The following is a 26,526-nucleotide window of genomic DNA, read 5'->3' on the forward strand; positions in this document are numbered from 1 at the left end:
TAGCCGTTGGGACTCAAATTTCGTTTAAGGGGTTAAATCAAACGGTTGCTCTGCTTTAATTGGATAAGCAACACCGTTTTCCATATAAGGTTTAAATTTTGCACCACGTACAGCACGGACTACTTTGTCATCTAGACTTGAAATGCCGCTGCTTCGGGTTACGCGCACATTAGTAATCTTGCCTTTTTCATCGGCTTCAATCAGTACAACAACCGAACGCGCTTCGCCTTGTAAATCTTTTGGTGAAACAGTCAAACGTGGTGAACGGCTCCACTGCACACCTGAACCACCAATTGAAACATGTTTTGGTGATGGATCTGGCGCAGGTTGAGCTTTAGGTGCTTCTTGTACCACTGGCTTTGGCTTTTCAACGACTTTTTCAGTCACAGTAGTCGTTGGGGTCACTACTTTTGGTTCAACTTTAGGTTCTGTCTTTACTGCTTGTTTAGGAGTTTCAGCCTTTTTCACCTGCTGAATTTTTTCCACTGGTTTAGGCGGAGTCACAGGTTTCTCAACAACCTTAACTTCTTTCACTTCTTTTTTAGGTTCCGGCTTTTTAGGCGGTTCTTTCGGTTTCGGTGGTAAAGGTTTTGGTTGTTCTTGAATTTTTACAAAGCGGACTTGTAAAGGCTTCTTATCAATTGGCTTTAGTTCAGCAGGCTTAATGTGGCTAACTGCCCATAAGACCCCGATATGACCAATTGCAACCGCAATTAGTGCCGTGATGACTTTCTTTTTCATCGGATTGGGAGAGTTTAAGGCTGCGGAAGATTGACTCATAAGAATCTAATTACCTAATGGATGATGAAGTCGACTTCAATTTATAGAAACGATTTCAAACATCGGATAGAACAATAAAGTGCCACAATAATAAATGAGAAGTGTTTTCATTTGCAACTACTTTTTTTTGCGAAAACACTTTCAGTATTGTGCGATCTAACTTCATAAAGTGATATCACTTTACTTTTCTCATGTTTAGACAATGCACTAAAACTTGTTGGTTTCAGATACTACTTATCAAATCGTGCTCAACTTAAAAAAACATTAAGCAACTATATTGAACGTAATCAATGAAACCTCAAATCATAGTTATGTTATAACATTTTAATTTTATTTTAGCCATAAAAAAGCACACTCAAAAGTGTGCTTTTAAAAATATGAGGTAATTAGAAAACAACCGTCTTATTACCATCTACAATGATTCGGTCTTCTAAATGCCATTTAACAGCACGAGCTAACACATTACGTTCCACATCTTCCCCAAGCTCACGTAACTGCTCAACATTATAATCGTGGCTCACACGTTCAACGTCTTGCTCAATAATTGGGCCTTGGTCTAGGTCAGCAGTCACATAGTGAGCTGTTGCACCAATCAACTTCACACCTTTTTCATAGGCTTGCTTATATGGATTTGCCCCAACGAAAGCAGGTAAGAATGAGTGGTGAATATTGATGATTTTCATTTCCCATTTAGAAACGAAATCTTCACTTAAAATCTGCATGTAACGCGCTAGAACTAATAAGTCATTACCCTGCATCATTTCATGAATTTGAGCATAGGCTTCTGCTTTATTGTCTTTAGTTACCTTAATCACAGTAAACGGAATACCAAAGTTTTCAACTGCTTCACGTAAATCTTCATGGTTAGAAATAACGTGGGTAATTTCACAAGGTAAAGAACCACGAGCATGGCGCCACAATAACTCAAGCAAAGCATGGTCGACTTTAGAAACTAAAATACCAACCTTTTTAACGTCATTTACAAAAGCAAGACGCCATTGCATGCCATAACGTTCAGCAACATTTGCAGCGAAAGTCTGAATTAAAGCATCCTTACGTGACTGTAAATGATCAAGTTCAAATTCAACACGCATGAAATAACGCCCGCCTTGAGCTTCCGTCGCATACTGATCAAGCGCGGTAATGTTTGCACCTTGGTGGTACAAAAAGCTCGATACAGCCTGTACGATCCCAGGCTTGTCTTCACAAGTAATCAGTAAACGGGCTGTATTGGCAGTGGTCATATTCATTTGGTTAATATCACTTAATTGAGACAAAATTTTGATAAGCCGAGTATTCTAGCGCTCTAAATAAACAAGCACAACTATTCATCTTTTAAGGATGACAAGCTTGCAAAAAGATCAGAGGGTCCAAGTGATTCTAACAATTGTTCATAAGTCGCACGGCTTTCACCCATCAAATAAGGCCCTTCTAAGAAAACCATTTGACGTAATGCTTGCCAGACCCATTTCTCTTCAAGGTGATTGTTGTCACTAATATGCCCAGACATATATAGAAAGTTGGTCCAGTTCGTTAAGACAATCCAAAGGTTAATAATTAAAGCTTCAATTTCAGAAGCTGTCATTTTCATAAGTCCTGCATCAACAAAGGCCTGATAAATTCGTTGTCCTTGTTGCATCACCTGCCCCGCAAATCGCGGATAGATCTTCTTAAAGTCTTCGTTACTTTCAACTAAGTGATAAACATCACGATGAATAAAACGATAGTTCCATAACTGACCGCTGAGCACTTGAAAATAGTTAATTTTGTCATTGGTCGTTAATGGTCTGTCTTCAGGTAAAGATAGCATTTCCAAAGTCTCGACCTGATATTGATACATTAATTCTTTAATAATTTCATGCTTGTTTCGAAAGTGATAATACAAGTTTCCAGGACTAATGCCCAACTCTGCAGCAATATGATTGGTAGTGACAGACCGTTCGCCACGCTCATTAAAAAGCTGCAAACTGATTTGTAAAATCCGGTCTTTTGTCTTCAAAGCTTTAGGTAGAGACATTTTAATAACCTTCGTTAATTCATATGGTTAAGACTTGCACACAGAAACCAACTTGACTCTTTAGAGTATTTACTCTAAAAAATAAGTATATCAGTATATTTGGTAAGTACCGATGAACAGTCAAACAAAAACAAATCCAGAGACTCAGGTTCCTTATGATGTTAAGCATTTACAAGATTTGCTTGAGCAGCAAAAGATTGCCTACTTACGTCATCCGGTACCCACTGCTAAAGAGCGTATTGATCGTTTAGCTCGTCTTAAAAGAGTCTTGGTAAAATATCAAGATCAGATTGCCGAAGCAATTAACCTTGATTATGGCAATCGTGCCATTATGGAAACCAAAATTGGTGAGTTACTTACCTGTCTTGAACAAATCAAGTATTACAGTAAGAACCTGACCGGATGGATGAAACCATCAAAACGCCATATCAGTGTATTACATCAGCCAGCAAAAGGTTGGGTACAATATCAACCAATGGGCGTAATTGGCATTATTACACCATGGAACTACCCGTTACTACTGTCTGTTGGTCCACTTATTTGTGCGTTGGCTGCAGGTAACCATGCCATGATCAAAATTTCGAGTGCTTCTCCAAATTTTGGACAGGTTCTTGAAAATGCACTTTCTGAAGCCTTCCCACAAGAGCTGGTTGCGGTGGTAAATGGCGGCGGCGTAATTTCTGATGCGTTTAGTCATTTGCCTTTCGATAAAATGATTTTCACTGGCTCGACTTCTGTTGGTAAAACCGTCATGGCAGCCGCAGCTCAAAATCTGGTTCCGGTTATTCTTGAGTTGGGTGGTAAATCCCCTGCTTTGGTACATGCTTCTGTAGATATGAAAGATGTCGCACAGCGTATTGCTGTAGGTAAACTATGGAATGCAGGCCAAACTTGTGTTGCGCCAGATCATATTTTCTTGCCACGCGGAAAAACTGCCGAGTTCATTGAAAACTTTAAATTGATTGTGGCCGGAATGTACCCACATTTCCGTAACAACCAAGACTACACCTCTATTATTAATGATAAACAGTACAACCGTATTCAGGGATATCTCGAAAATGCCCGTGATCAAGGTGCGCGTATTGTTGAAGTTAATCCGCAAAATGAAATTTTAGATGATGTCCGCAAAATTGCACCGACTCTAGTGACTGGTGTAACAACTGCAATGGATATTATGCAAAATGAAATTTTTGGTCCTGTTTTACCAATTTTAGAATATGACCAAATCGAAGAGGTCATTGAGTTTATTAATAGTCGCCCGCGTCCTTTAGCAATGTATTATTTTGATTATGATCAGGCACGCGCTGATTATATCTCTCAACATACTCATTCAGGGCATTTCGGAATTAACATGGTGATTACCCATGTTGCGCAAGATGACTTGCCATTTGGAGGAATCGGCGCATCAGGTATGGGTAAATACCACGGACCTGAAGGCTTTTTTGGGCTGTCACATGAACGTTCGGTCATGTCAAATCCAAAACTTTATAGCTTGAAATACATTCTTCCACCGTTCAATAAACCAATTCATCGCTTCATTTCGAAAACCTTGTTGCGTTAACTGATCAAGGCATGATCTGTTACACTAGATCATGCCTCGTTTTTACCAATTTCGCTTGTCTTTTAATCGTATTTTTGGTATAAAACGCCCCTTGAATGAATTCATCCGTTTACATTTAGTATGACTGGCCACAGATTTGCTGTTGGCTAAATCAATGGAGTTACACCATGTCTAAGGTTTGCCAAGTTACCGGCAAGCGTCCAGTCGTTGGTAACAACGTCTCACACGCCAACAACAAAACCAAGCGCCGGTTCGAGCCGAACCTGCACCACCACCGTTTCTGGTTAGAAAGCGAAAAACGTTTTGTACGTCTTCGTTTAACCACTAAAGGTATGCGTATTATTGACAAATTGGGTATCGAAAAGGTTGTTGCAGACCTTCGTGCTCAAGGTCAAAAGATCTAAGGAGTCTGAGCAATGCGTGATAAGATTCGTCTCGTTTCTTCAGCTGGTACAGGTTATTTCTATACCACGACTAAAAACAAACGTACTATGCCGGAAAAAATGGAAATCAAAAAATTTGATCCAAAAATCCGTCAACACGTGATTTTCAAAGAAGCTAAAATCAAATAATTTTAGCGTCGAAAAAAACGACTTCTTAAAGAAGTCGTTTTTTTTTGCATTTTTTTTATACCTGCCTTTTTGTTAAACTTTCTACATATTCCGCCTTGGCATTTTTTATGCTTGTCTTTAGCCTAACTCACGTAAAAGGAGTTTTTAGTGCCGCATGACGTAGATTTAATTATTTTACTTGCTGTTGGTTTCGGTGTTGCCCTCTTTTTTGGCTATATAGCCGCCCGACTACGACTTCCCCCTCTTATTGGCTACCTTATTGCCGGAATTATTATTAGTCCGAATACCCCTGGCATAGAAGCAGATATTCATCTTGCCAACCAACTGGCTGAACTCGGCGTAATGTTCTTGATGTTTGGCGTTGGGATGCATTTTTCATTAAATGATCTTTTACAAGTTCGTCGTATTGCCTTGCCGGGTGCGATTTTACAGATTGCTGTTGCAACTTTACTGGGTATTGGCGTTTCAATGTTATGGGGCTGGAGCTTTGGCTCCGCTCTGGTTTTTGGTTTAAGCCTATCGTGTGCGAGTACTGTTGTCTTATTAAAAGCTTTAGGAGACCGCGGTCTTTTAGACTCTGTAAACGGTAAAATTGCTGTGGGTTGGCTGTTAGTTGAAGACTTAGTAATGGTACTTGTTTTAGTACTTCTTCCAGCTACAGCAGTTTTACTTGGTGGCAAAGCACCAGCAGGCGCGGAAGGCAACATTTGGTTAACGCTTGGAATCACCCTATTAAAAGTGATTGGCTTTATTGCGTTCATGCTCATTGTAGGCAAGCGTGTAGTGCCTATCATTATGCAGTTTGTTGCTCGCTTAGGTTCAAGAGAGTTATTTACGCTGACAGTCGTAGCAGCAGCTGTTTCAATCGCCTATGGCTCTTATGCTATCTTTGGCGTTTCAATGGCCTTAGGGGCCTTCTTTGCGGGTATGGTCGTAAAAGAATCAGACTTTAGCCATCGTGCAGAAGAAGAGACTCTTCCTCTACGTGAAATTTTCTCAATTTTATTTTTCGTTTCGGTAGGAATGTTGTTTGATCCACATATCCTTATTGAACGTCCACTACATATCTTGGCTGTTATCGCGATTATTATGGTGGGTAAAACACTTGCTGCAATGGCCTTGGTTTTATTCTTCCGCTATCCCATCAATACTGCTTTAACAGTCGGGGCTAGCCTTGCTCAAATTGGTGAGTTTTCATTTATTTTGGCGACACTAGGTGTCTCTTTAGGTCTATTAACTTTAGAAGCTCAAAATCTGATTTTAGCAGGTGCTTTATTCTCAATTACACTGAACTCTTTTATCTTCTCGGCAATTGAGCCTGTACAACGTTGGATTCGTGAACGCTCTCATTTAGCACGACTTCTTGAACGTAGTGGCGACCCATTAGCCATGCTGCCAGATGAAGTCGATCAGGCTTATCTACGCGATCAAGTGGTAATTGTAGGATATGGTGGCGTTGGACGACGTATTACTGAAAATTTAATTAATCAGAATATTAAAGTCGTAATTGCTGAAGAAAATCGTGAAATTGTAGAAAAGTTACGTCAAGCAAATATTGCTGCCGTAAGTGGTGTAGCAACTGAACCCAGCGTTCTCATTCAGGCTCATATCATGCATGCACGACTATTGGTGATTTCCCCTATGGATATCTTAGATATCCACCGGATTGTGGATATTGCCAAACAATTGAACCCTCAAATTCAGGTTTTAATTTGTGCAGAAAGTAAAGAAGAAGCCGCCGTTATTCGAGATGAAAATATTGGTGAAGTATTCTATGCAAAAGAAGAAATGGCAAAGAATATGAGCCATCATATTTTAAATCAAATCGAGCTTGCGCATCAGTCAACACATCATTAACGCATACAAAAAAGCGTACTCAAGAGTACGCTTTTTTTAACTTAGGAATTTAGGCTGCTCATCTACAACTTCAGCCTGCCATTCATTAACCTGCTTCTCTAGCAGTCCAAATAAAGCAGCTTGAATCATATGCTGGGCAACGATAGGCGTTTGCTCGCCTAATATCTCTTTTAGTTCATCACTAAATTGAATTTTAACCAAAGGCTCTTTTTCAGAACCAGCATTACGCAAGGCGAGCTCACCACCTTCGAGTTGGACTAACTCCAACACTGCTTCTTGATTTCCAAATAACTCTTTCAATTGCTGTATAGACATATACTTCCTCCATGTTTCAACATGGTGGCAAAGCACCCTTGCACTTTGCATCTCTCGTCTTATTTATATAGGCGCACTAGGATTAAATTTCAAGCGCTCAGACAGTTTAATTTTAGAACTCGACCATTTCGTTACGAAAACCATCAATTAAATGACTTAACTCTCTATGCCATTCACGCAAAATTTTCACATCAGGTAACCATGATTGTGGCCCCTGAGTCACTTTAATGATCAAATTAGAAGAAGTTTCTTCTTCCGGTGTCGGTTCAGTAGGTTCCGGTGCATATTGGCACATGCGGTAAGCACGCTTTAACTCTGCAACAAAACCATCTTTTGCCAATTGCTGCAAAACAGAAACTTCAGGAGAAACTTGTCCTTTTGCCGCCATATGCTCTTCAATCGATTTTAATGTCGGCTGTGAGTCATTTAAACGGTAATAACGTACCAGTTCTTGCAGGAATGCTAACATCGCACCATGCAAGTGAAAGACAGCTGTTTCACGATACGCTTGTACCTGCTGTACATGATCAGTTTGCTCTGCTTGTTGACACGCTAGGCGCGCAAAATAGAGTTTTTGATTGGTACGATCGGCATGATAACGAGCAACACGTGACATAACTAAACTTTCCTGTTCTAAAATTGCCATCAATATGGCTATTCTTAGCTTAACGACTCCATTGATAAAATCAACGTTATTTATGGTAAATCCAGAGAGACTTGATAAATTTTACGTTTAGCCGGAACTTTCAACTGTCGCTTCATAGGACGTACATTACTTAGAACCCAAGCGAAATATCCTTCACTCCAACTGGTGGCACAGGCAGGTTCAATCTCATCGTTTCGCCAAACGTGAATAGAATCAACATCGACCAAAGCGACGGCAACTCCCTCTTCTTCATCACCATCATTCATTAAAAAATTTTGGTTCTCAACAATGAATAGATCTTTAAGAGGTAGCTGTGCAGGGACCCATGAACGAACTTCAAGTGTTTTTATGCCCTGAGCTATACGGGTTCCATTTGGAGCAACCACTGAAAGAGCTAAAAATTGTTGCATAAAAGCTTACTCTTCAGCGGCCTTAACCCGAATACCGTAACCTTTTACTTTAAGTGTATTTAGACCCTTGATTGCTTTAATGGCTTCACGCGGATTCGGCATTTCGACAAAGCCAAAACCCTTTGATTTACCCGTATCTTTATCGGTTACAACGATACAAGAATCAACTTTACCATAAGCTTTAAACAGCTCTAAAACTTCAGCCTCAGTCACTGAGCGATCTAAATTACGAACTAATATTTTCATTTTCCAACCTTCATTGACCATCAAAAGAAAGGCCAATATACATTTGAGTATTCACAGTGTCTTATACAGTAATTTAGTCAAGATCGATACCAAAACCTAAGTTTACTGTTCGTGAAGTATTCCATTGTTTTTTGGCGAATGGCTGTGGCACCTGACGATGAATTTTTGCCTGAACCAAATGAGCAGGTAAATCATTTAGAAAATAGCTTTCGATTTTGCGGCCTTGTTCGTCATATGTGTCTTGTGACCATGTATTGAGATTTTGCTTCGTCAAAATCAACTCATTTTCCGCCCGTGTTAATGCAACATATAATACTCGGCGCTCTTCTTCGACTTCATCAAAATCGCCCTGTGCACGCGCATAGGGATATTGGTTTGGTGAGACATGTGGCACATAACACACCTTCTGTTCTGCACCTTTAGCGGAGTGAATTGTAATTAAGGTCACTAAATCATCATCACCCGCTTTTTCAATTTCAGAAATTGAAATTGGTTCAAGCACATATTCTTCGAGGAACTCACCAAGAGATGCATGCTTACGCGCAAGTTGTTTAACCAAGTCAAAATCTCTAACGCGACGTGACCAATCTTTAGTTTTATAGTTTTGCTCCAACTGTTCACTTAAGGCATCAAGAGCTAGTCCAATACTTGCCTCAACATGCTGCTGTAGCACATCAAGTTGTTTCAAAATCAAAATGGCTTGTAAAGGAACTTTTCCATGACGCTCCAAACGCTGACAACGCTCTTCGACCTCACTAATGCTCATTAACTCTTGCGCTAACTTGCTGGCCCCAACATCACCAATACCATCCCATAAGGTTAAAAAGCGCATCCAAGCCAAGTCATCCTGTGGGTTACTCACAATACGCAATAAACTGAGCACATCCTTTACATGCGCTGATTCAAGCAACTTTACGCCACCAATAAAACGATACGGAATTTCAGCGGCAATAAATGCACCTTCCAAATAGCGAGCGCTGTACCCAGAGCGGACTAACACCATATGATCGTACCAGTTTGCGCCCTGTTGGTGTCTCTCTATTAAGTCTTGTGCAATCCAGTTGGCTTCTTCAAATTCATTACCAAACAAATGGAGTTGTGGCTTTTGTCCTTTGCCACGATGTGCCTGTAACTGTTTTTGATAATCGATTGGACTGTGGGCGAGTAACCAATTTGATAAATCTAATATTTCTTGAGTCGAGCGATAATTTAGATCTAAGGTATGAATTACTGCGTCTGGAATCCGCTCTTTAAACGAATGAATGTTTTCAAAGTCGGCACCACGAAAACCGTAAATCGACTGGGCGTCATCTCCCACACAAAATAATTTCACCTTACCAATCAGTGGTTGCAAAAGAGCCCACTGTAAAGGGTTGGTATCTTGCATCTCATCAACCAGTAAAGCTTGGCAAAAGCCTGCAACCCAGTTCGTCAGTGCTTCTGAGTTTTGTAAATGAACAGCGACGATCGACAAAATATCATCATAATCTAAAAAATTACGCTCTCTTTTACGCTGTTCATAGGTTTTCATTAACTCAGCAATTTGTGATTTATATTGATATGCTTCAGGTAATTGCTTGAGTAACGCTTCAGACAGCTTAGATTGCGTATTTCGGGCATAAGAATATAAATCACACAGCTCTGCCGCTTTAGGCAAAACATTATCTTTGTCTTTGCCTCTCAATAAGCGAAACATGAGTAACTGATCATCACGATCAATAATACTAAATTGGGTTAAACCAAACGCTTGCGGATTACGACGCAATAAATACATGCAAAAGGTATGAAAAGTGGATGCGCGAAGGCCTTTGGCTTGTGCACCAACATGCTGTTCAACCCTTGCAACAATTTCACTCGCAGCACGGCGCGTGAACGTTAAAATCTGAATTTGATTGGCTGACAAACCCTGATCAATTAAATAAGCTGCGCGAGCAACAATGGTTTTAGTCTTGCCACAGCCCGCTCCAGCCAAAACCAAACAGTTTTGTGCTGTAGTAGTTGCTGCTTTTTTTTGCTGAGCATTTAATTCATTAATTAACTTTGCAAGACTCATAACACATATCGCTAAAACACCAAGGCTTAGTTTAACAGACCCATGCCATGAGATGGACCTTCACTCACTAAAAACAAAAAAGGACACCCTAGGTGTCCTTTTGTTCGTTATTTATATTAAGAAACCGTTTTTGAACTAGAAGGCAAATGTTTAATTGCAGAAGCAAGTCCTAAAAAGTTGATTCCCTGAAATAAAATATCTACTGCTAAAAACATTCCCAACACCCAAAAAGGTGAGTCTTTAGAAACTAAAATTAAAATACCGGTAGCGAGTGTTAGTAACCCGGAAAATAAGGTCCAGCCCCATCCAGCGATTGGTCTCAATAAAAATGCATTTATAGTACGAATTACCCCGGCAATAATAAGGGCAATTGATAATAAGCTAGTTAAAACCACAGCCGTAGTCACAGGCGTAGAAAATGCGTAATAGCCCGCCATTAAATACAGCACACCAAAAAGTGCCCACAGCCATCGGCTACCGCCCTTAAATACACTTATGGCAGCAATCAAGTGCAGCACACCACCTATCATCATTAAAATACCAAATAGGAAAACAACCGAAAATGTTGCAAATGGCAGTGAGCTAAATAACACCAAACCGAAAATAATGAGCACAAAGCCTAATATTAGATACCATTTACGATCAGCATGTAGCTGATTACGAACTAAATCATTACCTACAGTTTTCATCATGGCTACTCTTATTATCAGGTATTAGAAAGTTTATATAATGTCATTATAGTGATGTACTTCACATTTATTGTCTGTATAAGATCTGCATCGTTTATTAACAATTGATGGGGATAAAACAGTATTTATCCACAATTTTATTTCAACCATCCAATTTCTTGAGCAGTCGGTAAACCGATTACAGTTTCTTGTAAATCACTTGGCATTTTATTGGTCTGTTCAGATAATGGTGTTCGACCACCCATGATTTCTGCTCGTGTTTGTGGATAAAGAGGGACCTTTTCAGGTTGTGCGTAGCCTAATGGATAAATCGGCTGACCTGTTTTTAAATCATATTTATCTTTTGCGCCAAAGCCGTGTAATAGCTCGTGAACGATAACAACCTGATTTTGTGGGGCTTGCTCTCGTGTAGCAAACAAATTAACGCTACCAATACGGCCTTTTTCTAAAGCAGTCGAATGCACCAAAACTTTTTGATAACTTGGATCATAATAATTTAAATAAAGTTTGAGTGATGCACCACTATCTTCAGGCTGTTGTTGTCGCCATGCATAAAAACGAAACTTTAAGCTCCACCAAATGACATTCAGGATATTGGCATTTTGAGGAACTACAGGCGGCCTCTGCTGTAGTTGCTGCCCTAAACGAAGTTCAAAGTTACTAGATTGCCCACGATAATGCTGTGACCATTCACTTAGATAGCTTTTAAGCGTTTGGAAGTCAGCGTTTTGTAGCTGATGAATATAAGCTTGCGTGGTTTGTAAACCATCCGCATTTATTGGGTGCAATACCACAACAATAGGCTGATTCCAGTCTTGGTTTTGGTCACGCCACGCTTGAACTGCAACGATTAATAAAACAATCAATAGACACAAAATCCGAATGTTTTTCCACATTCTTGTTCCCCATAAAAATTAAATTTTCTTTTCTTGTTCTAGATATAAAAAATGCTAGCTGAGCTAGCATTTTTCATTTGTCTTATTTAGCCTTCAATCCATTTACCGTCTTGGTAAATCAGGCTCCATTTAGTTTGTTTACCTTCTGGTGTTTCAGATCCCACATACTGTGATTGGTTCTTACGACTAAACTTCACAATCGTTGGGTTACCTTCAGGGTCTACATCCGGAGCTTGTAAAATAAACTGGTATTTTGGATCAAGTTGGTCAGCAACACTACGAAGCTCAGCAACTTTTGGTGCACGTGTTTCACGAATTTTCGGGAACTTACTTGCAGCCAAGAACAGACCAGCCGCACCATCACGTAACACAAAATAGTCATCATGTTTGGTCGAGCGCAAATGTTCCATCTTAATTGGTTCTACGCGTGGTGGTGCAGGTTGTCCATTTTTCAAGACTTTACGGGTATTATCACAGCTTGTACAAGCGAAATACGGACCAAAACGGCCAGTTTTAAGCTGCATTTCACCATCACATTTATCACATGGAATGGTTGGGCCATCATAACCTTTGATCTTGAACTCACCTTCTTCAAGCTCATAACCATCACAGTCTGGGTTGTTACCACAAACATGTAACTTACGGCCACCATCAATGACATAACTGTCCATTGCTGTACCACATTTCGGACAACGATGTTTAGACATCAAGTCTGCGGTTTCAGCACTGTCATCATCAGATAACGCTGCTAATGACTCAACTGGTGTTAAGTTCAAAGTTCCTTTACAGCGTTCTTTAGGCGGCAAGTTATAACCTGAACAACCTAAGAATACGCCTGTAGTACCCGTACGAATCTGCATTGGTCGTGAACATTCAGGACAATGTACTGCTGGTACTTCAACTGGTTGATTACGGCGCATTCCCTGCTCACCTTGAGCATTGGTCAGACGCTTTTTAAAATCACCGTAGAATGTATCGAGTAATTCTTTCCAATTACGCTCACCCGTTGCCACACGGTCCAACTGACCTTCTAAATCTGCGGTAAAAGCATAATTCATCAGGTTATTAAAACTTTCATCAAGACGATCTGTTACGATCTCACCCATTTTCTCGGCAAAGAGACGGCGATTTTCTAACTTAACGTAGCCACGTTCTTGAATTGTAGAAATAATGGCAGCATAAGTTGACGGACGACCAATACCACGTTTTTCAAGTTCTTTTACTAAAGATGCTTCAGTAAAACGAGCTGGTGGTTTAGTAAAGTGCTGACTTGGATCTAGCTTTTCTAATTTTAAAATTTCACCCACTTTAATTGCAGGTAAAATGATATCGTCATCAGATTTGTTAGCACCACGAACTTTAGTGAAGCCATCAAATACAAGCGTACGGCCTTTTGCCTTTAACTCCACATTGCCAGCTTCAACGGTTAAAGTTGAAGATAAATATTCTGCCGGAGTCATTTGGCAAGCAACAAATTGACGCCAAATTAAATCATATAAACGCTGCGCATCACGCTCTACACCTGCAAGTTGATCACCTGTAAGTGCAACATTTGACGGACGAATTGCTTCATGGGCTTCTTGAGCACCCGCTTTGTTACCATAGCGGTTTGGCTTTGCTGGTAAATATTTCTCACCAAACTGGCTTTCAATATGAGCACGGACCATACTTACAGCGTCATCACTCAAGAATGTTGAGTCCGTACGCATATAGGTAATAAAACCAGCTTCATACAAACGCTGCGCTAACATCATGGTTTTCTTTACAGAGAAACCTAAACGTGTACTTGCAGCCTGTTGCAAAGTCGACGTGATATATGGTGCACTCGGATTCACCTTAGTCGGCTTATCTTCACGCTGTGCAACTTTATATTCAGCGCCCTTTAATACATCCAACAGAGCATCTGTTTCAGCTTTGTTCTTTAATTTAAGAGTCTTACCAGCCTGTTTCACAGCCTCAAGACGAATATCATCTTTTTTAGCCTTAGTGTCTGCAAACACTTGCCAATATTCTTCTGGAATAAAAGCACGAATTTCACGTTCACGTTCAACAACAAGCTTTACCGCTACAGACTGTACACGACCTGCTGACAAACCACGGGCAATCTTTTCCCATAGTAATGGCGAAACCATGAAGCCTACTACACGGTCCAAGAAACGACGCGCTTGCTGTGCATTAACACGGTTTAAGTCTAGGCGAGTTGGCTGTTTAAATGCTTCTTGAATGGCATTTTTAGTAATTTCGTTAAATACCACACGATGATAACGGCTATCGTCACCACCAATCACTTCGCGTAAGTGCCAAGCGATTGCTTCCCCTTCTCTATCCAAGTCCGTTGCGAGATAGATTGCATCTGCATCTTTGGCAAGTTTCTTGAGTTCAGCAACAACATTTTCTTTGCCAGGTAGAACCTCGTAGTGTGCTTTCCAGTCATGTTCCGGATCGACACCCATACGATTAATCAGCGCAGATTGGGCTTTTTGTTCTTTTTCAGCTTCAGTGAGTTTTGTCCGGGTAGCCGGCTTTTTCTCTGTTGATTTGCTGCCGCCTGTTGGCAAGTCACGTACGTGACCTACAGAAGACTTAACAATGTACTGCGAACCTAAATATTTGTTGATGGTTTTCGCTTTGGCAGGCGACTCCACAATCACTAAGGCACGTTTATGTGCAGCAGAGGCAGTAGATGCTGTGCTTTGAGATGCAGAGCGCGAGGTATTCGCCATATAAAATGTTATTCCTATACCAATAAATTTAAAAATCAGGCTTCAGCCAAGGCCAACAGATAAGCCTTCATCTCATCTAATTGCGTGGCTTTTAGGTCCGATTCCTCATCCCAATAAAGGCCTACACAGTTTGCCTGCATATCAATAGCATAAATCCCTTTTAATGCAATGGGAGAATCATTAAATTTCTCATCACCCTGCACTACTTTTAATTTTCCGTCTATAACACGAGCACGCATGAGCGTTAAACGAGCATCGGGGATCAATACACTATAATAAGCAACCATGCTGGCACGCTTTTCAGTTGCCATCGGGACATGTGTCCATTCAGGTGCGGCAATTATGCGTGGATGTAGTCCCATTTTACGGGCTTTGTCTCGCATAATACCGAGTGCCTTTTCACGCGGACTCACTCTTAAACCAAAAATGGAGCCCAGCACAAAAAGAACAATGATAACGGTAACCCAAATTCCGATATTGTCCATAGCAAAACCTATTAATCTCTTTTATTAGAGTTGCATAAGCTGACCAGAAAACGCAAGTTACATCATAAAAATAATGCCCAATTAACCGACGAGGTTAAAAACTACAACATTTCCTCATAGATATTCTTAGCAATCTAGGCACAATATTTAGGCGCTCTTTTCAGTTTCAAGAGTAGCTAACTTACCAAACTGATCCAGATGCGCATCTCCCCACGTTTTTAGAGCAAGAAGTATCTGCTCAAGCCCACGTCCTAAATCAGTCAGGCTATATTCCACTTTAGGAGGAACTTGAGGATAAACCTCGCGATGAATAATACCATCTTGTTCTAACTCACGAAGCTGATTGGTGAGCATTCTTTGCGTAATACTTGGAACTCGTTTACGGATTTCATTAAATCGTAAAGTTCCTTCATTTAATAAATGCCAAAGAATGACGCATTTCCATTTGCCATCAATCAAACTGATCGCGGCTTCAACTGAACAACCCGGTGAGCAGTCAAAACTTGAATGTCGAGCTTTTGCCATTTTACAGTATCCTTTTTGACACTATGAGCGTTATTTGTCTGTAGTCACTATTTTTAAGCTTACGTTATGATCAAACTCTCAACAAGAGGAATCACAATTATGAAAGCTGTCGCATATCAAAAAGCAGGTCCCATTACATCGCCAGAATCACTCATTGATATTGAACTCGATACACCTGCTGCGAAGGGACACGATTTACTAGTTCGCGTGCAAGCTATTTCAGTAAATCCAGTCGATACCAAAATACGTAAAAATATAAGTGCGGAATCCGGCTGGAAAGTGCTTGGCTGGGATGCTGTAGGCACGGTAGAAGCGATTGGCGATAAAGTCACTCAATTCAGAGTAGGCGATGTTGTTTGGTATGCAGGTGCTTTAAATCGCCAAGGCAGTAATAGTGAATTGCAATTGGTTGATGAACGTATTGTTGGTCATAAACCAAAAATTTTAGAAGCAACAGAGGCAGCAGCTCTCCCTTTAACTGCAATCACAGCTTGGGAAATGCTATTTGATCGTCTGCAAGTTCCAAAGACTGCACCTGCTAATACAACTATTTTAGTGATTGGTGGAGCTGGCGGTGTAGGTTCAATTACCATTCAGCTTCTTAAGCAATTAACTAATCTAACAATTATTACTACAGCTTCACGTCCCGAAACAAAAGAATGGGTAGAACAACTAGGTGCCGACTATGTATTAGATCATCGCGAGCCTTTAGCCCCACAAATCAAGCAATTAGGCTTAAATGCACCTTCATATGTGTTCTCGACCACTCAAACGGATCAGCATTTAGCAGATATTGTAGAGTTGATTGCACCACAAGGGCATTTTGGACTTATTGATGACCCTGATCAGTTAGATATTAAACCGTTTAAATCCAAGTCTGTCTCAGTCCACTGGGAGTTTATGTTTACGCGCTCCATGTTCCAGACTGAAGATATGGAAAAACAAAGTGAACTACTAAATGAAATCAGTAAACTGGTGGATGAGGGTAAAATCAAAACAACTGTAACTCAGGTTTTAAGCCCAATTAATGCTGAAAACTTAAAACGGGTTCATCAGCAAATTGAAAGTGGAACAACAAAAGGTAAGATTGTCTTACATGGTTTTTAAGTAAAATTAAAAATATTCCCCCAATAAAAAGGCAAGTATTGAACTTGCCTTTTTATTAATAGTGCGGGGGTTTATTCGTTAAAGGGTCAAAAGGTGCAATGCCTTCTGATAAATCCGAAGATTCCACACGTTGATAAAGCAATTGCATTTGTTTTTTCAAATCAGCTATTTCCTGAGTTTGAATAGCGAGTTGTTGATTTAATTGTTCAACTAAATCATCCAAAAATGTAATTCGCACTTGCAAATCTTCAATGGGTGCGGAAAATGACGCTTGATCATCATGATATGGTGGTTTAGTCATTTAAATCCTCATTTGAGATTCTGGAAAACATTATGGCCTATATTACCCTAAGGGATGTCCAACTTGCTTTTGGCGGACCTGCCCTGCTCGATGGCGCGAACTTTAATCTAGAACGTGGCGAACGAGTCTGTTTAATTGGGCGTAATGGTGAAGGTAAGTCTACTTTACTTAAACTCATCGAGGGAAGCTTATTACCGGATTCTGGTGAAGTTTCTATCCAAAATGGTTTAACGGTTTCCATGTTAGCCCAAGACGTTCCAATGGATTCAGGTAAGGTTGCTGATATTGTAGCAGATGGCGCAGGAGAAGCGGCTGAAGTACTTAAAGCGTATCATCAAGCAACCGATGCTTGTATGCTTGGCGATATGGAAGCTTGCGACCGTATGGGTAACCTTCAGCACAAGCTAGACCAACTAGACGGTTGGGCACTTGAAAATAAGGTGAATGCTCTATTAAGTAAAATGGGTCTCGATCCAAATGCAGATTTGGCAGACTTATCTGGTGGACGTAAACGTCGTGTTTTACTCGCTCGTGCTCTTTTAACGCAGCCAGACGTATTGCTTCTAGACGAACCAACCAACCATTTAGATGTTGAAAGTATTGAGTGGCTAGAAAAATTCCTACTCGATCAAAATAATTTAACACTTCTATTTATTTCGCATGACCGCTCTTTTGTAGATAGCATTGCGACTCGAATTGTTGAACTTGACCGCGGCATCTTACGTGGCTACGAAGGTAACTATTCACGCTATTTGGAGCTTAAAGCTCAGCAAATGGAAGCCGAAGAGAAACAAAATGCTTTATTTGATAAAAAATTAGCTGAAGAAGAGGCTTGGATTCGTCAAGGGATTAAAGCACGTCGTACACGTAACGAAGGCCGTGTTCGTGCATTAAAAGCTTTACGCGAAGAATCGAAAGCACGCCGTTCACAACAAGGCAAAGTGAGCATGGCGACTCAAGAAGCAAATCGCTCTGGTAAATTAGTATTTGATATTGAGCACTTGAGTGTATCTTATGATGGTAAACCACTCATCAAAGACTTCTCTACGCTCGTCATGCGTGGTGACCGTATTGGCTTAGTCGGTGATAACGGTGTCGGTAAAACGACTTTAATTAAAGCTATTTTAGGTGAAATCGAACACGGTGGCTCTGTTAAAACAGGTACTCAATTAGAGATTGCTTATTTTGATCAATTACGTAATGCCTTAGATCTTGAAAAAACAGTCATGGCAAACGTTTCAGAAGGCTCTGACTTTGTGGATGTAAATGGCAACCGTCGTCATATCTACAGTTATTTACAAGATTTCTTGTTCTCACCTGAACGTGCACGCACACCAGTAAAAGCCCTTTCTGGTGGTGAGCGTAACCGTATTTTGCTTGCTAAATTATTGCTTAAACCATCGAACCTGATTGTGATGGACGAACCAACCAATGACTTGGATATGGTAACTCTTGAGCTACTTGAAGAGATGCTCTCCGAATATAAAGGCACGCTATTACTTATTTCGCATGACCGTGCATTTATGGACAACGTTGTCACTTCTACTTGGGTCTTTGATGGTAAAGGTGGTATTGCAGAGTACATCGGTGGTTACCAAGATTACTTACTACAACGCCCAGATGAAAAAGTGGTAGACCAGAAGTCTGACGTTAAGAAAGCTCAGGCAAAAGCTGAAGCTGAAAAAGCTGCTGTTCAAAGTAGCGTAAAAAAGGTGAAATTGAGCTATAAAGACCAACGTGAACTTGAGCAACTTCCTGCTGAAATTGAAAAGCTGGAAGTTGAACAAGCCGAGCTTTCTGACAAACTTGCAGATGGTTCATGGTTTGTGTCTGATGCAGATGCTGCGACTCAAGCAAGTCAACGCCTAGCAGAAATTGAAGAATTATTGCTTGAAAAATTAGAGCGTTGGGATGAACTTGAGCAAATGAGTAAAGGCAGTTAATCAATAAAAAGGGCTTTAATTAAAGCCCTTTTTTTGGATTTAGAATTTGTAGTAATGCCATAAAAGGTTTATAAACAAATAAAGAGATGAAGCGAATTAAACGTTCAAATATCTGTAACTGCAAAATCATACAAGTGAGGATAGCCAAAACAAGACTAATGAAAATATTGATCTCGACCGAATATTTAAAACTTAGTTGATGAGTCAAAACAATAATTACAAAACCATGCAATATATAAACTGGTAGCGTTTTTTGGCCTAAACCGATCCAAGATCGTTTAAAATTTTGAGTGAGTACAAATAAACTCAAAACACCCATAGTCGATAGCAACATAATTACACTGCGAATCAGCATTCCCTGCCATAGATCTACATGTAGTTGAAAATATGACAAACTACCAAATAACCAGTAATAACTATAATGACTTATATCGGCTACAGCAGTAATGATTAATAATGTGATAACAGCAAATAACTTTGCATAAGGCAACTGCGATATATACTGAAAAATGGTTTTACCATAAATCGCCCCAGCTATAAAAAAAGGTAGAAATACGAAAATTCGACCCATCGAATAGCTGTAATTATTGATGGGTGAGCATCCAACCAGTAAAGCTAAAACTATTGAAAACAGAACTGGATATGCCGTCTTTTTTAAGAAAAAAGCGAGAACCGTCCAAGCCCCCATGCCAAATAAATACCATAACACCCAATAAGGTTTAGCAAACCATACCAAATGAAATGTACCAGTCCAAAGACTTCCATTATAAAAGGCATCAAGCAATTGAAATAAAAACTGAAATGGCAAATATAACGATAAAAAGTAAATTAATTTTTCTAGTATTTTCTCTTCTTTAAAAAACATGCCCGATATAAAAATAAAAGCTGGCATATGAACAAAGTAAATACTCCCTAAAATCGCTTGATTTAGAGACTCGTTCCAGCCAATTAACCTTTCAAGGTAATGACCTAATACAACCAGAAAAATTAAGATGCCTTTTGTGGCATCGATATGGAGATTTCTCATAAATTTCTATGAAATCAGGATATTCCTATCATACTGAATTATTCTTATTTTTTAATTTAAAAAGACAATGAATAAAGTTTCGCTGTATATAAAATAATTATGATATACCTACCAGTATAATAATATTTAAGGATAATTCCGTGCTAGATCTCTCTCAAATTTTGGCATTCGGACTCATTTGCTTGGCGATGGTACTCACCCCGGGTCCGAACATGATTTATCTTATCTCTCGCTCCATTAGTCAAGGCAAAATAGCAGGTTTTATTTCCCTCGGTGGGGTTGCTGTTGGTTTTGTATTTTATATGCTCTGCGCTTCTTTCGGGATCACAGCGCTTGTTGTGGCAGTTCCATATGCCTATGACATGATTCGTATTGCCGGTGCCATATATTTACTCTGGCTTGCATGGAAAGCATTACGTCCAAATGCAGCGCCTATTTTCAGTGTAAAAGACTTATCTATTGACTCACCATTAAAATTATTTTTAATGGGCTTTTTGACAAATTTACTTAATCCTAAAATTGCAATTATGTATTTGTCTTTATTGCCACAGTTTATACATCCACAACAAGGCAGTATTTTAGCGCAGTCCATTCAACTCGGAACCATACAAATTTTTGTAAGTGTTTCAGTAAATGCACTTATTGTATTTTCTGCAGGTAGTATTGCGCTCTTTCTACAGCAAAAACCGCTTTGGGCAAGCATTCAACGCTGGATTATGGGGACTGTATTAGCCGGACTCGCTGTTCGTATTCTTTTAGAACACCGCCGATAACCCACTTTGTTTTCTTCCCCCTGCTCTAAAACTTCAATTTACTCCTGTGTATTACGACGATAAATTCAGTTCGTGATACACTTTTGCCAGTTTTAACTTTTTAAATTCTTTATATCGTTATGAGCCAAAAGCAGCCTTATACGCCCGGTGAGTTTCAATGGTCCTTTTTATTACCTAAATATTGGGGTGTATGGATTGCGATTACTTTCCTCATGCTTTTGGCTATTTTACCATGGGCGATCCAATGGCGTTTAGCTCATGGATTAGCAAACCTTGCTTGGAAATATTTAAAATCTCGTCGCAAAACTACTATTCGTAATTTAGAAGTTTGCTTCCCTGAATGGTCACCTGAAAAAGTACAGCAACAAGCAAAACAAGTTTTTGTAGATATGATGCTTGGTATTTTTGAGACCTTAAACGCATGGTATAAGCCTTACTGGTTTAAAAACCGCGTCACAATTGAAGGTTTAGAACACATTACTGATGCTCAAGCTCAGGGCAAAGGTGTTTTATTACTGGGAACTCATAGTACTTTGCTTGATGCCGGTGGTTATGTATGTGCTCAATATTTTGAACCCGATGTTGTTTATCGTCCTCAAAATAATCCACTACTCGATATGCTGATTTATCGCTGCCGCGGCACAATCTACAAAGCACAAATTGATCATGATGATATGCGCGGCTTAATTCGTCACCTTAAAGATGGTGATGCCATTTGGTATAGTCCCGATCAAGACTTCGGGCTTAAACAAGGCGTTATGGCACCATTTTTTGGAGTGCCAGCTGCGACAGTAACGGCTCACCGTCGTTTATTAAAAATTTCCAAAGCGGTTGCTGTTCCTTTATATTTTTATCGTCATGGCGATGTACAGAACCCTAAATATCATATCTTGATAGAACCTGCAGTCGACAATATGCCAAGCGAAGATGAAGTCGATGATGCAACCCGCGTGAATAAGATTATTGAGAGTCAGCTTCGCATCGCACCAACTCAATATATGTGGTTTCATCGTCGATTTAAGACACGTCCTGAGGGATATGAAGAGATTTATTAAGATAAGGCTGTAATAATTTTAGATTAGTAATAGGCACAGCCTCGATTTAAAGTGATATTCAAATACTTTCGGATAGGCAGACCTTACTTTTTAGGGATAAAAAGTAAGCAAAAATCCTTTGTTCCGCTGATGTTACATCCTTGTAACACAACGCAACAGCGACATCCATGTCGCTATCACGATAGTAAACTCTGGATAATGATTTAGTTTGAGATGATGTATCTATGGATGATCCATCTTTTATGAACGTATAAGGCAAAAAACAATGAAAGTGATGCAACTTCTCCCAGAACTTAATAGCGGTGGCGTAGAACGCGGCACACTGGAAATTGCACGTGCACTGGTTGCACAAGGCCACCAATCTTTGGTTGTATCGAATGGCGGACGATTAGTGTCTCAACTTGAAGCCGAGGGCTCTAAACACTTAACACTACCGATTCATAAAAAATCTTTATCGAGCTTATGGCAAATCCGCCCTTTACGTCGACTTATTGAAGAGCATCAGCCCGATATTGTTCATGTACGCTCACGTGTTCCTGCATGGCTTACCCATTTTGCTTTAAAAGGAATACCAGCCCATAAGCGCCCTCACCTCATCAGTACAGTACATGGTTTCTACTCAGTCAATCGCTATAGTGCGATCATGACTCAGGCAGAAAAAGTAATTGCCGTTTCTGACAGCGTGGTTAAATACATCACTGACCATTATAAAAACTGTCCACCACAAGATATTGTCCGGATTTATCGAGGGATTGATCCAGCTGCTTTCCCGCATAACTACCAACCCTCAGCACAGTGGTTTAATCAAGTTTTTAATGACTTTCCTGAACTCGAAAATAAATTTTTACTTTGCTTGCCTGGCCGTATTACGCGTTTAAAAGGACATGAAAGTTTAATTGAACTGATGCAGCAACTTCATTTGCAATATCCTCAACTGCATGCTGTTGTTGTGGGTGGTGCCGATGCTAAAAAACAGGCCTATTTAAGTGAGTTGCAAAGCACCATTCAAAACAAAGGACTTGCAGATAAGATCACCTTTGTAGGACATCGCTCAGATATACGTGAATGGCTCGCTTTTAGCGATATTGTGCTCTCTCTATCCAATCAGGCAGAAACATTCGGTAGAACAGCATTAGAAGCACTGTCAGTCGGTACGCCAGTGATTGGCTGGAATCGTGGAGGTGTTGCAGAGATTTTATCTCATGTATATCCACAAGGTCTTGTTGAAGCTGAAAATGAAAAAGCCTTACTAGCAACAGTAAAGTATCATATTGAACAACCGCAAACAGTTGCTCCTGTGACAATGTTCAGTTTAAAAGATATGTGCGACCAGACCCTTGAGCTATATCAAAGTGTATTGAAATAACGTAATAAAAAACCCGCGATCATCGCGGGTTTTTTATTAACTAAAAGAAAGCAGTCTTATTTAAATGTTGCTTCATAAGCAGCAGCTTTTTCATAGTCATATTGTTTTTCCCACTTACTGATAACAAGTACAGCAAGCGCGTTACCAACAACGTTCAACGCAGTACGTGCCATATCCATAATACGGTCAACACCAGCAATAAATGCTAAGCCTTCTACAGGAATACCAACACTGCCTAATGTCGCTAATAACACCACAAACGATACGCCAGGAACACCTGCAATACCTTTCGAAGTAATCATTAATGTTACAACCAAAATAACTTGTTGGCTGATCGACATTTCAATACCGTAAAGCTGTGCAATAAAGATTGCTGCAATACTTTGATAAAGCGTAGAACCGTCAAGGTTAAATGAATAACCAGTTGGGATTACAAAACTAGAAATCGCTTTTGGCGCACCATAAGCTTCCATTTTTTGCATAATACGCGGTAAAACTGTTTCAGAACTAGCAGTTGAATATGCCAAGATTAATTCATCTTTCAAAATCTTAAACAAAGTAAAGATATTGATGCTGAACATTTTTGCAGTTAAACCAAGTACCACTAAAGCAAAGAACAAGATTGCACCGTAAACCAATACAACCAATTTACCTAATGGAATAAGTGAAGCAAATCCAAAGTTTGCAACAGTAACAGCGATTAAACCAAATACACCCACTGGTGCATATTTCATGATGATGTGTGTCACACGGAACATTGTTTCCGATACAGCATGAAATACATTTAATAATGGGTCTTTTGTTGTAGCTGGCAATGAAGATAAGCCAATACCAAAAAGCACAGCAAAGAAAATCACTGGTAACATTTCGCCATGTGCCATTGAACTAATAATGTTCGTTGGGATAAGCGATAATATCGTCTGGATAATACCATGAGACTGTGACTGTACTTCTTCAGTTGTATGCTTATATTGAGAAATATCAGTTTGAACCAGTTGAGACATATCAATGCCTGAACCTGGATGGAAGATATTTGCTGCAACCAAGCCGACCAAAATAGCAATAGTAGTAATAATTTCGAAATAGAGAATGGTTTTAAAACCAAGACGCCCAAGACTTTTTGTACTGCCAACACCCGCAATACCTAAAATCAATGTAGAGAAAACGATTGGAATAACAATCATTTTAATCAGGCTAATAAAGATCTTACCTAACGGCGTAAGAACGTTATTTACAATACTATCTTTGATTTCAGGCTGATTATGTAAAACAGCCCCGACAACTATCCCTAGGATTAAAGCAATTAAAATTTGCCACGCAAGGCTAAATTTAAAATTCTTCATAAGACAATCCTTATGCACCGCAAAGTATCAAATATGAGAGGGAGAAGACCACTATCTTAGAGTGAAACCTCAATATGTACACTAATTTCCAAACAGAAATTTAAATGCACAAGCAAATCACACCCCGCCGATCCGGCGAAGTAAACAACAATGCCTGTTGACGATCCAACATGTCAACGATCGGCACATTCTATTGAGATTTGCCAATTAAACAAGTCCAATTTATGTCTAAATAGACCAAAGCCTATATTTATTCTTCAATAATCTATAAAAACAAAAACTTATCAAAAAAAATTTTTGTATCTATTTTCATCGAAAAAGGCTCGGATATATAAAAAAACTTATGGACAACTACCTATAATTAAATAGATTTTAAAATTAAGATAATCTTAAAAATATTTCTTTAATTTACAAATAATTAAATGGTATTTATCTAAAATATCAACCCGAGTTCTGCGTCCTGCAAAACTCGGGTAAATGAGGTTGTGCTTTCAGGGTATATAATTCTTTTTATTGCTTCCGTTCTAACATCTTATCCGTGATGTCGTTCCATATCAGCTTAGTGCATCCTTACTTGGGATTATCCATTCCCGCTTCCGTGTGCCGATGAATGTAGAATACGGGTTTTAGTTCACCCTGCCTATTGGACCTAGACTCAAATCTTTGTACGATATTGCTTACAACCTGCTTTTATATACTTTTCTCTTTATAAGGCTCTGCAATTTCATCAGTCACTATTTTTTCTTCTTTTTCAGCTTTAGCAATACCTTCTTGTATTGCAGCTTGAGCTTCTTCTTCATCATCTTGAGTTTCTTCAACTTCTTCTTGAATCTCTTCAAATATTCGACCTGTTTGTAAAACGACGTAGACAGGAAAATGATCTGAGCCAATATGAGATAAACGCTGCATTTTTACTAAACCAAAGTCTGTACTATGAAAGATATGATCAAGTGACCAACGCAATAAAGAGTAATCTGCGTGAAAAGTATTAATAAAGTGTCGGCCAACTCGCGGGTCGAGTAATCCACTAATACGCTGAAATAAACGTGTTGTTCGTGACCATGCGACATCATTTAGATCTCCCATCACGATACAACTCTCATCCAGATCTTTAATTTGATCTCCAACAATTAAAAGCTCTGCATCTCGTAGTGTTGAATCTTTTGCTTCAGTTGGACTAGGCGGCTTAGGATGTAAACAGTAGAGCTGAACAGGCATCCCAGAACGTAAGATTACAGTGGTATGAATAGAAGGAATTTCATTACTTAAAATGAACTTGACCTCAGTATTTCTAAGCGGTAATCGACTATATAAATGCATGCCATATAAATTATCTAATGGTACCGGCACACGGTAAGGGTACTCCTCTTCAATTTCTTTTAGAGCATTTTCCCATGTCTTGTCACTTTCTAACGTCAACAATAAATCAGGTTTTAATGTCCGTACATGCTCAAGTAATAAATGATATTTATCATTGGGTGTAAGCACATTAGAAACAATTAGTGAAATCTGTTTTTTAGGATCTACTTGATGTTGCTTTACCTTTTTAACCTGTTTTTTCCAAAACAAGGTATAAGGCAAAACCATTTTAAGTTGATAAGCAATTGCTGCAATGAGTACTGCAAGCAAAAGCTCACGCCATATGTTCCATTCAGACGGCCAAAACAACATGCCAATTAAAGCAATAAAGCCCACAAACAGAATTTGTAAACGTGGAAAATCAGCCCCTCTAAACCACCACTCATCACGAGGGATAAGTGACCAGAAAGTCAACCAAATCACCACCACAGACACAACCTCGATATAAATCATTGAAATTACTCTTTTAAGATGATT

At 39.5% G+C, this 26,526-nt stretch carries 26 protein-coding genes; 9 read left to right on the forward strand and 17 right to left on the reverse strand.

What is annotated here, in order from left to right; translation table 11 throughout:
- Positions 1-24: 24 nt before the first annotated feature.
- From J576_RS03645 to J576_RS03655, 3 genes are all read right to left on the reverse strand, one after another.
- On the reverse strand, positions 25-780 hold the full coding sequence (locus J576_RS03645; protein ID WP_002053518.1) for an energy transducer TonB: 756 nt from the start codon (positions 778-780) through the stop codon (positions 25-27).
- Between the two features lie 386 nt (positions 781-1,166).
- Positions 1,167-2,030 carry a formyltetrahydrofolate deformylase gene (purU, locus tag J576_RS03650; protein WP_002053369.1) on the reverse strand — a complete coding sequence of 288 codons (864 nt, stop codon included), beginning with the start codon at positions 2,028-2,030 and terminating at the stop codon, positions 1,167-1,169.
- A 74-nt stretch (positions 2,031-2,104) separates the two neighbouring features.
- Entirely contained in the window at positions 2,105-2,797 is a 693-nt protein-coding gene (locus J576_RS03655; RefSeq protein ID WP_002053350.1) for a TetR/AcrR family transcriptional regulator, read from the reverse strand.
- Positions 2,798-2,909: 112 nt separating this feature from the next.
- Here J576_RS03655 and J576_RS03660 point away from each other — a divergent pair, with 112 nt between their 5' ends.
- The 4 genes from J576_RS03660 to J576_RS03675 all read left to right on the forward strand — a co-directional run bounded on the left by J576_RS03660 (position 2,910) and on the right by J576_RS03675 (position 6,787).
- Positions 2,910-4,358 (forward strand): coniferyl aldehyde dehydrogenase, encoded by a 1,449-nt coding sequence (locus J576_RS03660; RefSeq protein ID WP_004710683.1) that lies wholly within the window; start codon positions 2,910-2,912, stop codon positions 4,356-4,358.
- Between the two features lie 167 nt (positions 4,359-4,525).
- Positions 4,526-4,762 (forward strand): 50S ribosomal protein L28, encoded by a 237-nt coding sequence (gene rpmB, locus J576_RS03665; protein ID WP_000048256.1) that lies wholly within the window; start codon positions 4,526-4,528, stop codon positions 4,760-4,762.
- Between the two features lie 12 nt (positions 4,763-4,774).
- A complete protein-coding gene (gene rpmG, locus J576_RS03670; RefSeq protein WP_001205031.1) occupies positions 4,775-4,930 on the forward strand; it encodes a 50S ribosomal protein L33 in 156 nt (51 codons plus the stop codon).
- 147 nt (positions 4,931-5,077) lie between these two features.
- Entirely contained in the window at positions 5,078-6,787 is a 1,710-nt protein-coding gene (locus J576_RS03675) for a cation:proton antiporter (protein ID WP_002053504.1), read from the forward strand.
- 36 nt (positions 6,788-6,823) lie between these two features.
- Here J576_RS03675 and J576_RS03680 read toward each other — a convergent pair whose 3' ends face one another.
- The 10 genes from J576_RS03680 to J576_RS03725 all read right to left on the reverse strand — a co-directional run bounded on the left by J576_RS03680 (position 6,824) and on the right by J576_RS03725 (position 15,775).
- Complete coding sequence (locus tag J576_RS03680; RefSeq protein WP_002053465.1) at positions 6,824-7,102, reverse strand: hypothetical protein; 279 nt, start codon at positions 7,100-7,102, stop codon at positions 6,824-6,826.
- A 112-nt stretch (positions 7,103-7,214) separates the two neighbouring features.
- A complete protein-coding gene (locus tag J576_RS03685; RefSeq protein WP_004710685.1) occupies positions 7,215-7,718 on the reverse strand; it encodes a DUF6586 family protein in 504 nt (167 codons plus the stop codon).
- 80 nt (positions 7,719-7,798) lie between these two features.
- Entirely contained in the window at positions 7,799-8,158 is a 360-nt protein-coding gene (locus tag J576_RS03690; protein WP_002053243.1) for an ASCH domain-containing protein, read from the reverse strand.
- 6 nt (positions 8,159-8,164) lie between these two features.
- Positions 8,165-8,404 (reverse strand): RNA recognition motif domain-containing protein, encoded by a 240-nt coding sequence (locus J576_RS03695; protein ID WP_002053404.1) that lies wholly within the window; start codon positions 8,402-8,404, stop codon positions 8,165-8,167.
- Between the two features lie 73 nt (positions 8,405-8,477).
- Entirely contained in the window at positions 8,478-10,457 is a 1,980-nt protein-coding gene (locus J576_RS03700) for an ATP-dependent helicase (RefSeq protein WP_002053312.1), read from the reverse strand.
- Positions 10,458-10,573: 116 nt separating this feature from the next.
- Positions 10,574-11,146: an HdeD family acid-resistance protein gene (locus tag J576_RS03705; protein WP_006580460.1), complete on the reverse strand. Its 573-nt coding sequence runs from the start codon at positions 11,144-11,146 to the stop codon at positions 10,574-10,576.
- 137 nt (positions 11,147-11,283) lie between these two features.
- Positions 11,284-12,042, reverse strand: a complete 759-nt coding sequence (locus tag J576_RS03710; protein ID WP_002053211.1) for a hypothetical protein — start codon at positions 12,040-12,042, stop codon at positions 11,284-11,286.
- Positions 12,043-12,128: 86 nt separating this feature from the next.
- Positions 12,129-14,765 carry a type I DNA topoisomerase gene (topA, locus tag J576_RS03715; RefSeq protein WP_033855510.1) on the reverse strand — a complete coding sequence of 879 codons (2,637 nt, stop codon included), beginning with the start codon at positions 14,763-14,765 and terminating at the stop codon, positions 12,129-12,131.
- A gap of 35 nt (positions 14,766-14,800) precedes the next feature.
- Entirely contained in the window at positions 14,801-15,250 is a 450-nt protein-coding gene (locus J576_RS03720; RefSeq protein WP_002053270.1) for a hypothetical protein, read from the reverse strand.
- Between the two features lie 147 nt (positions 15,251-15,397).
- Positions 15,398-15,775, reverse strand: coding sequence for a winged helix-turn-helix transcriptional regulator (locus J576_RS03725; protein ID WP_002053421.1), 378 nt, complete (start codon positions 15,773-15,775; stop codon positions 15,398-15,400).
- Positions 15,776-15,874: 99 nt separating this feature from the next.
- On the opposite strand from J576_RS03725, the gene J576_RS03730 reads away from it, so the two are divergent.
- On the forward strand, positions 15,875-16,882 hold the full coding sequence (locus J576_RS03730) for a zinc-binding alcohol dehydrogenase family protein (protein WP_002053379.1): 1,008 nt from the start codon (positions 15,875-15,877) through the stop codon (positions 16,880-16,882).
- Between the two features lie 55 nt (positions 16,883-16,937).
- On the opposite strand, the gene J576_RS03735 is transcribed toward J576_RS03730, so the two are convergent.
- The gene (locus J576_RS03735; protein ID WP_002053395.1) at positions 16,938-17,183 is read right to left on the reverse strand and encodes a SlyX family protein; all 246 of its coding nucleotides are present in this window, start codon (positions 17,181-17,183) and stop codon (positions 16,938-16,940) included.
- Positions 17,184-17,215: 32 nt separating this feature from the next.
- Here J576_RS03735 and J576_RS03740 point away from each other — a divergent pair, with 32 nt between their 5' ends.
- Positions 17,216-19,126, forward strand: coding sequence for an ATP-binding cassette domain-containing protein (locus J576_RS03740; RefSeq protein WP_002053207.1), 1,911 nt, complete (start codon positions 17,216-17,218; stop codon positions 19,124-19,126).
- A gap of 19 nt (positions 19,127-19,145) precedes the next feature.
- Here J576_RS03740 and J576_RS03745 read toward each other — a convergent pair whose 3' ends face one another.
- On the reverse strand, positions 19,146-20,153 hold the full coding sequence (locus J576_RS03745) for an acyltransferase family protein (RefSeq protein ID WP_002053447.1): 1,008 nt from the start codon (positions 20,151-20,153) through the stop codon (positions 19,146-19,148).
- Between the two features lie 140 nt (positions 20,154-20,293).
- Here J576_RS03745 and J576_RS03750 point away from each other — a divergent pair, with 140 nt between their 5' ends.
- From J576_RS03750 to J576_RS03760, 3 genes are all read left to right on the forward strand, one after another.
- Positions 20,294-20,926: a LysE family translocator gene (locus J576_RS03750; RefSeq protein ID WP_002053241.1), complete on the forward strand. Its 633-nt coding sequence runs from the start codon at positions 20,294-20,296 to the stop codon at positions 20,924-20,926.
- Between the two features lie 119 nt (positions 20,927-21,045).
- Positions 21,046-21,981 carry an LpxL/LpxP family Kdo(2)-lipid IV(A) lauroyl/palmitoleoyl acyltransferase gene (gene lpxL, locus J576_RS03755; RefSeq protein WP_002053409.1) on the forward strand — a complete coding sequence of 312 codons (936 nt, stop codon included), beginning with the start codon at positions 21,046-21,048 and terminating at the stop codon, positions 21,979-21,981.
- Positions 21,982-22,246: 265 nt separating this feature from the next.
- A complete protein-coding gene (locus J576_RS03760; RefSeq protein WP_002053315.1) occupies positions 22,247-23,347 on the forward strand; it encodes a glycosyltransferase family 4 protein in 1,101 nt (366 codons plus the stop codon).
- Between the two features lie 56 nt (positions 23,348-23,403).
- Here the strand turns inward: J576_RS03760 and gltP are convergent, their stop codons facing one another.
- The gene (gene gltP, locus J576_RS03765; RefSeq protein ID WP_002053256.1) at positions 23,404-24,690 is read right to left on the reverse strand and encodes a glutamate/aspartate:proton symporter GltP; all 1,287 of its coding nucleotides are present in this window, start codon (positions 24,688-24,690) and stop codon (positions 23,404-23,406) included.
- A gap of 690 nt (positions 24,691-25,380) precedes the next feature.
- On the reverse strand, positions 25,381-26,502 hold the full coding sequence (locus J576_RS03770; RefSeq protein WP_002053517.1) for an endonuclease/exonuclease/phosphatase family protein: 1,122 nt from the start codon (positions 26,500-26,502) through the stop codon (positions 25,381-25,383).
- Positions 26,503-26,526: the final 24 nt, after the last annotated feature.

It is taken from the genome of Acinetobacter sp. 766875, assembly GCF_000582055.1.
GTDB classification, from domain to species: Bacteria; Pseudomonadota; Gammaproteobacteria; order Pseudomonadales; family Moraxellaceae; genus Acinetobacter; species Acinetobacter nosocomialis.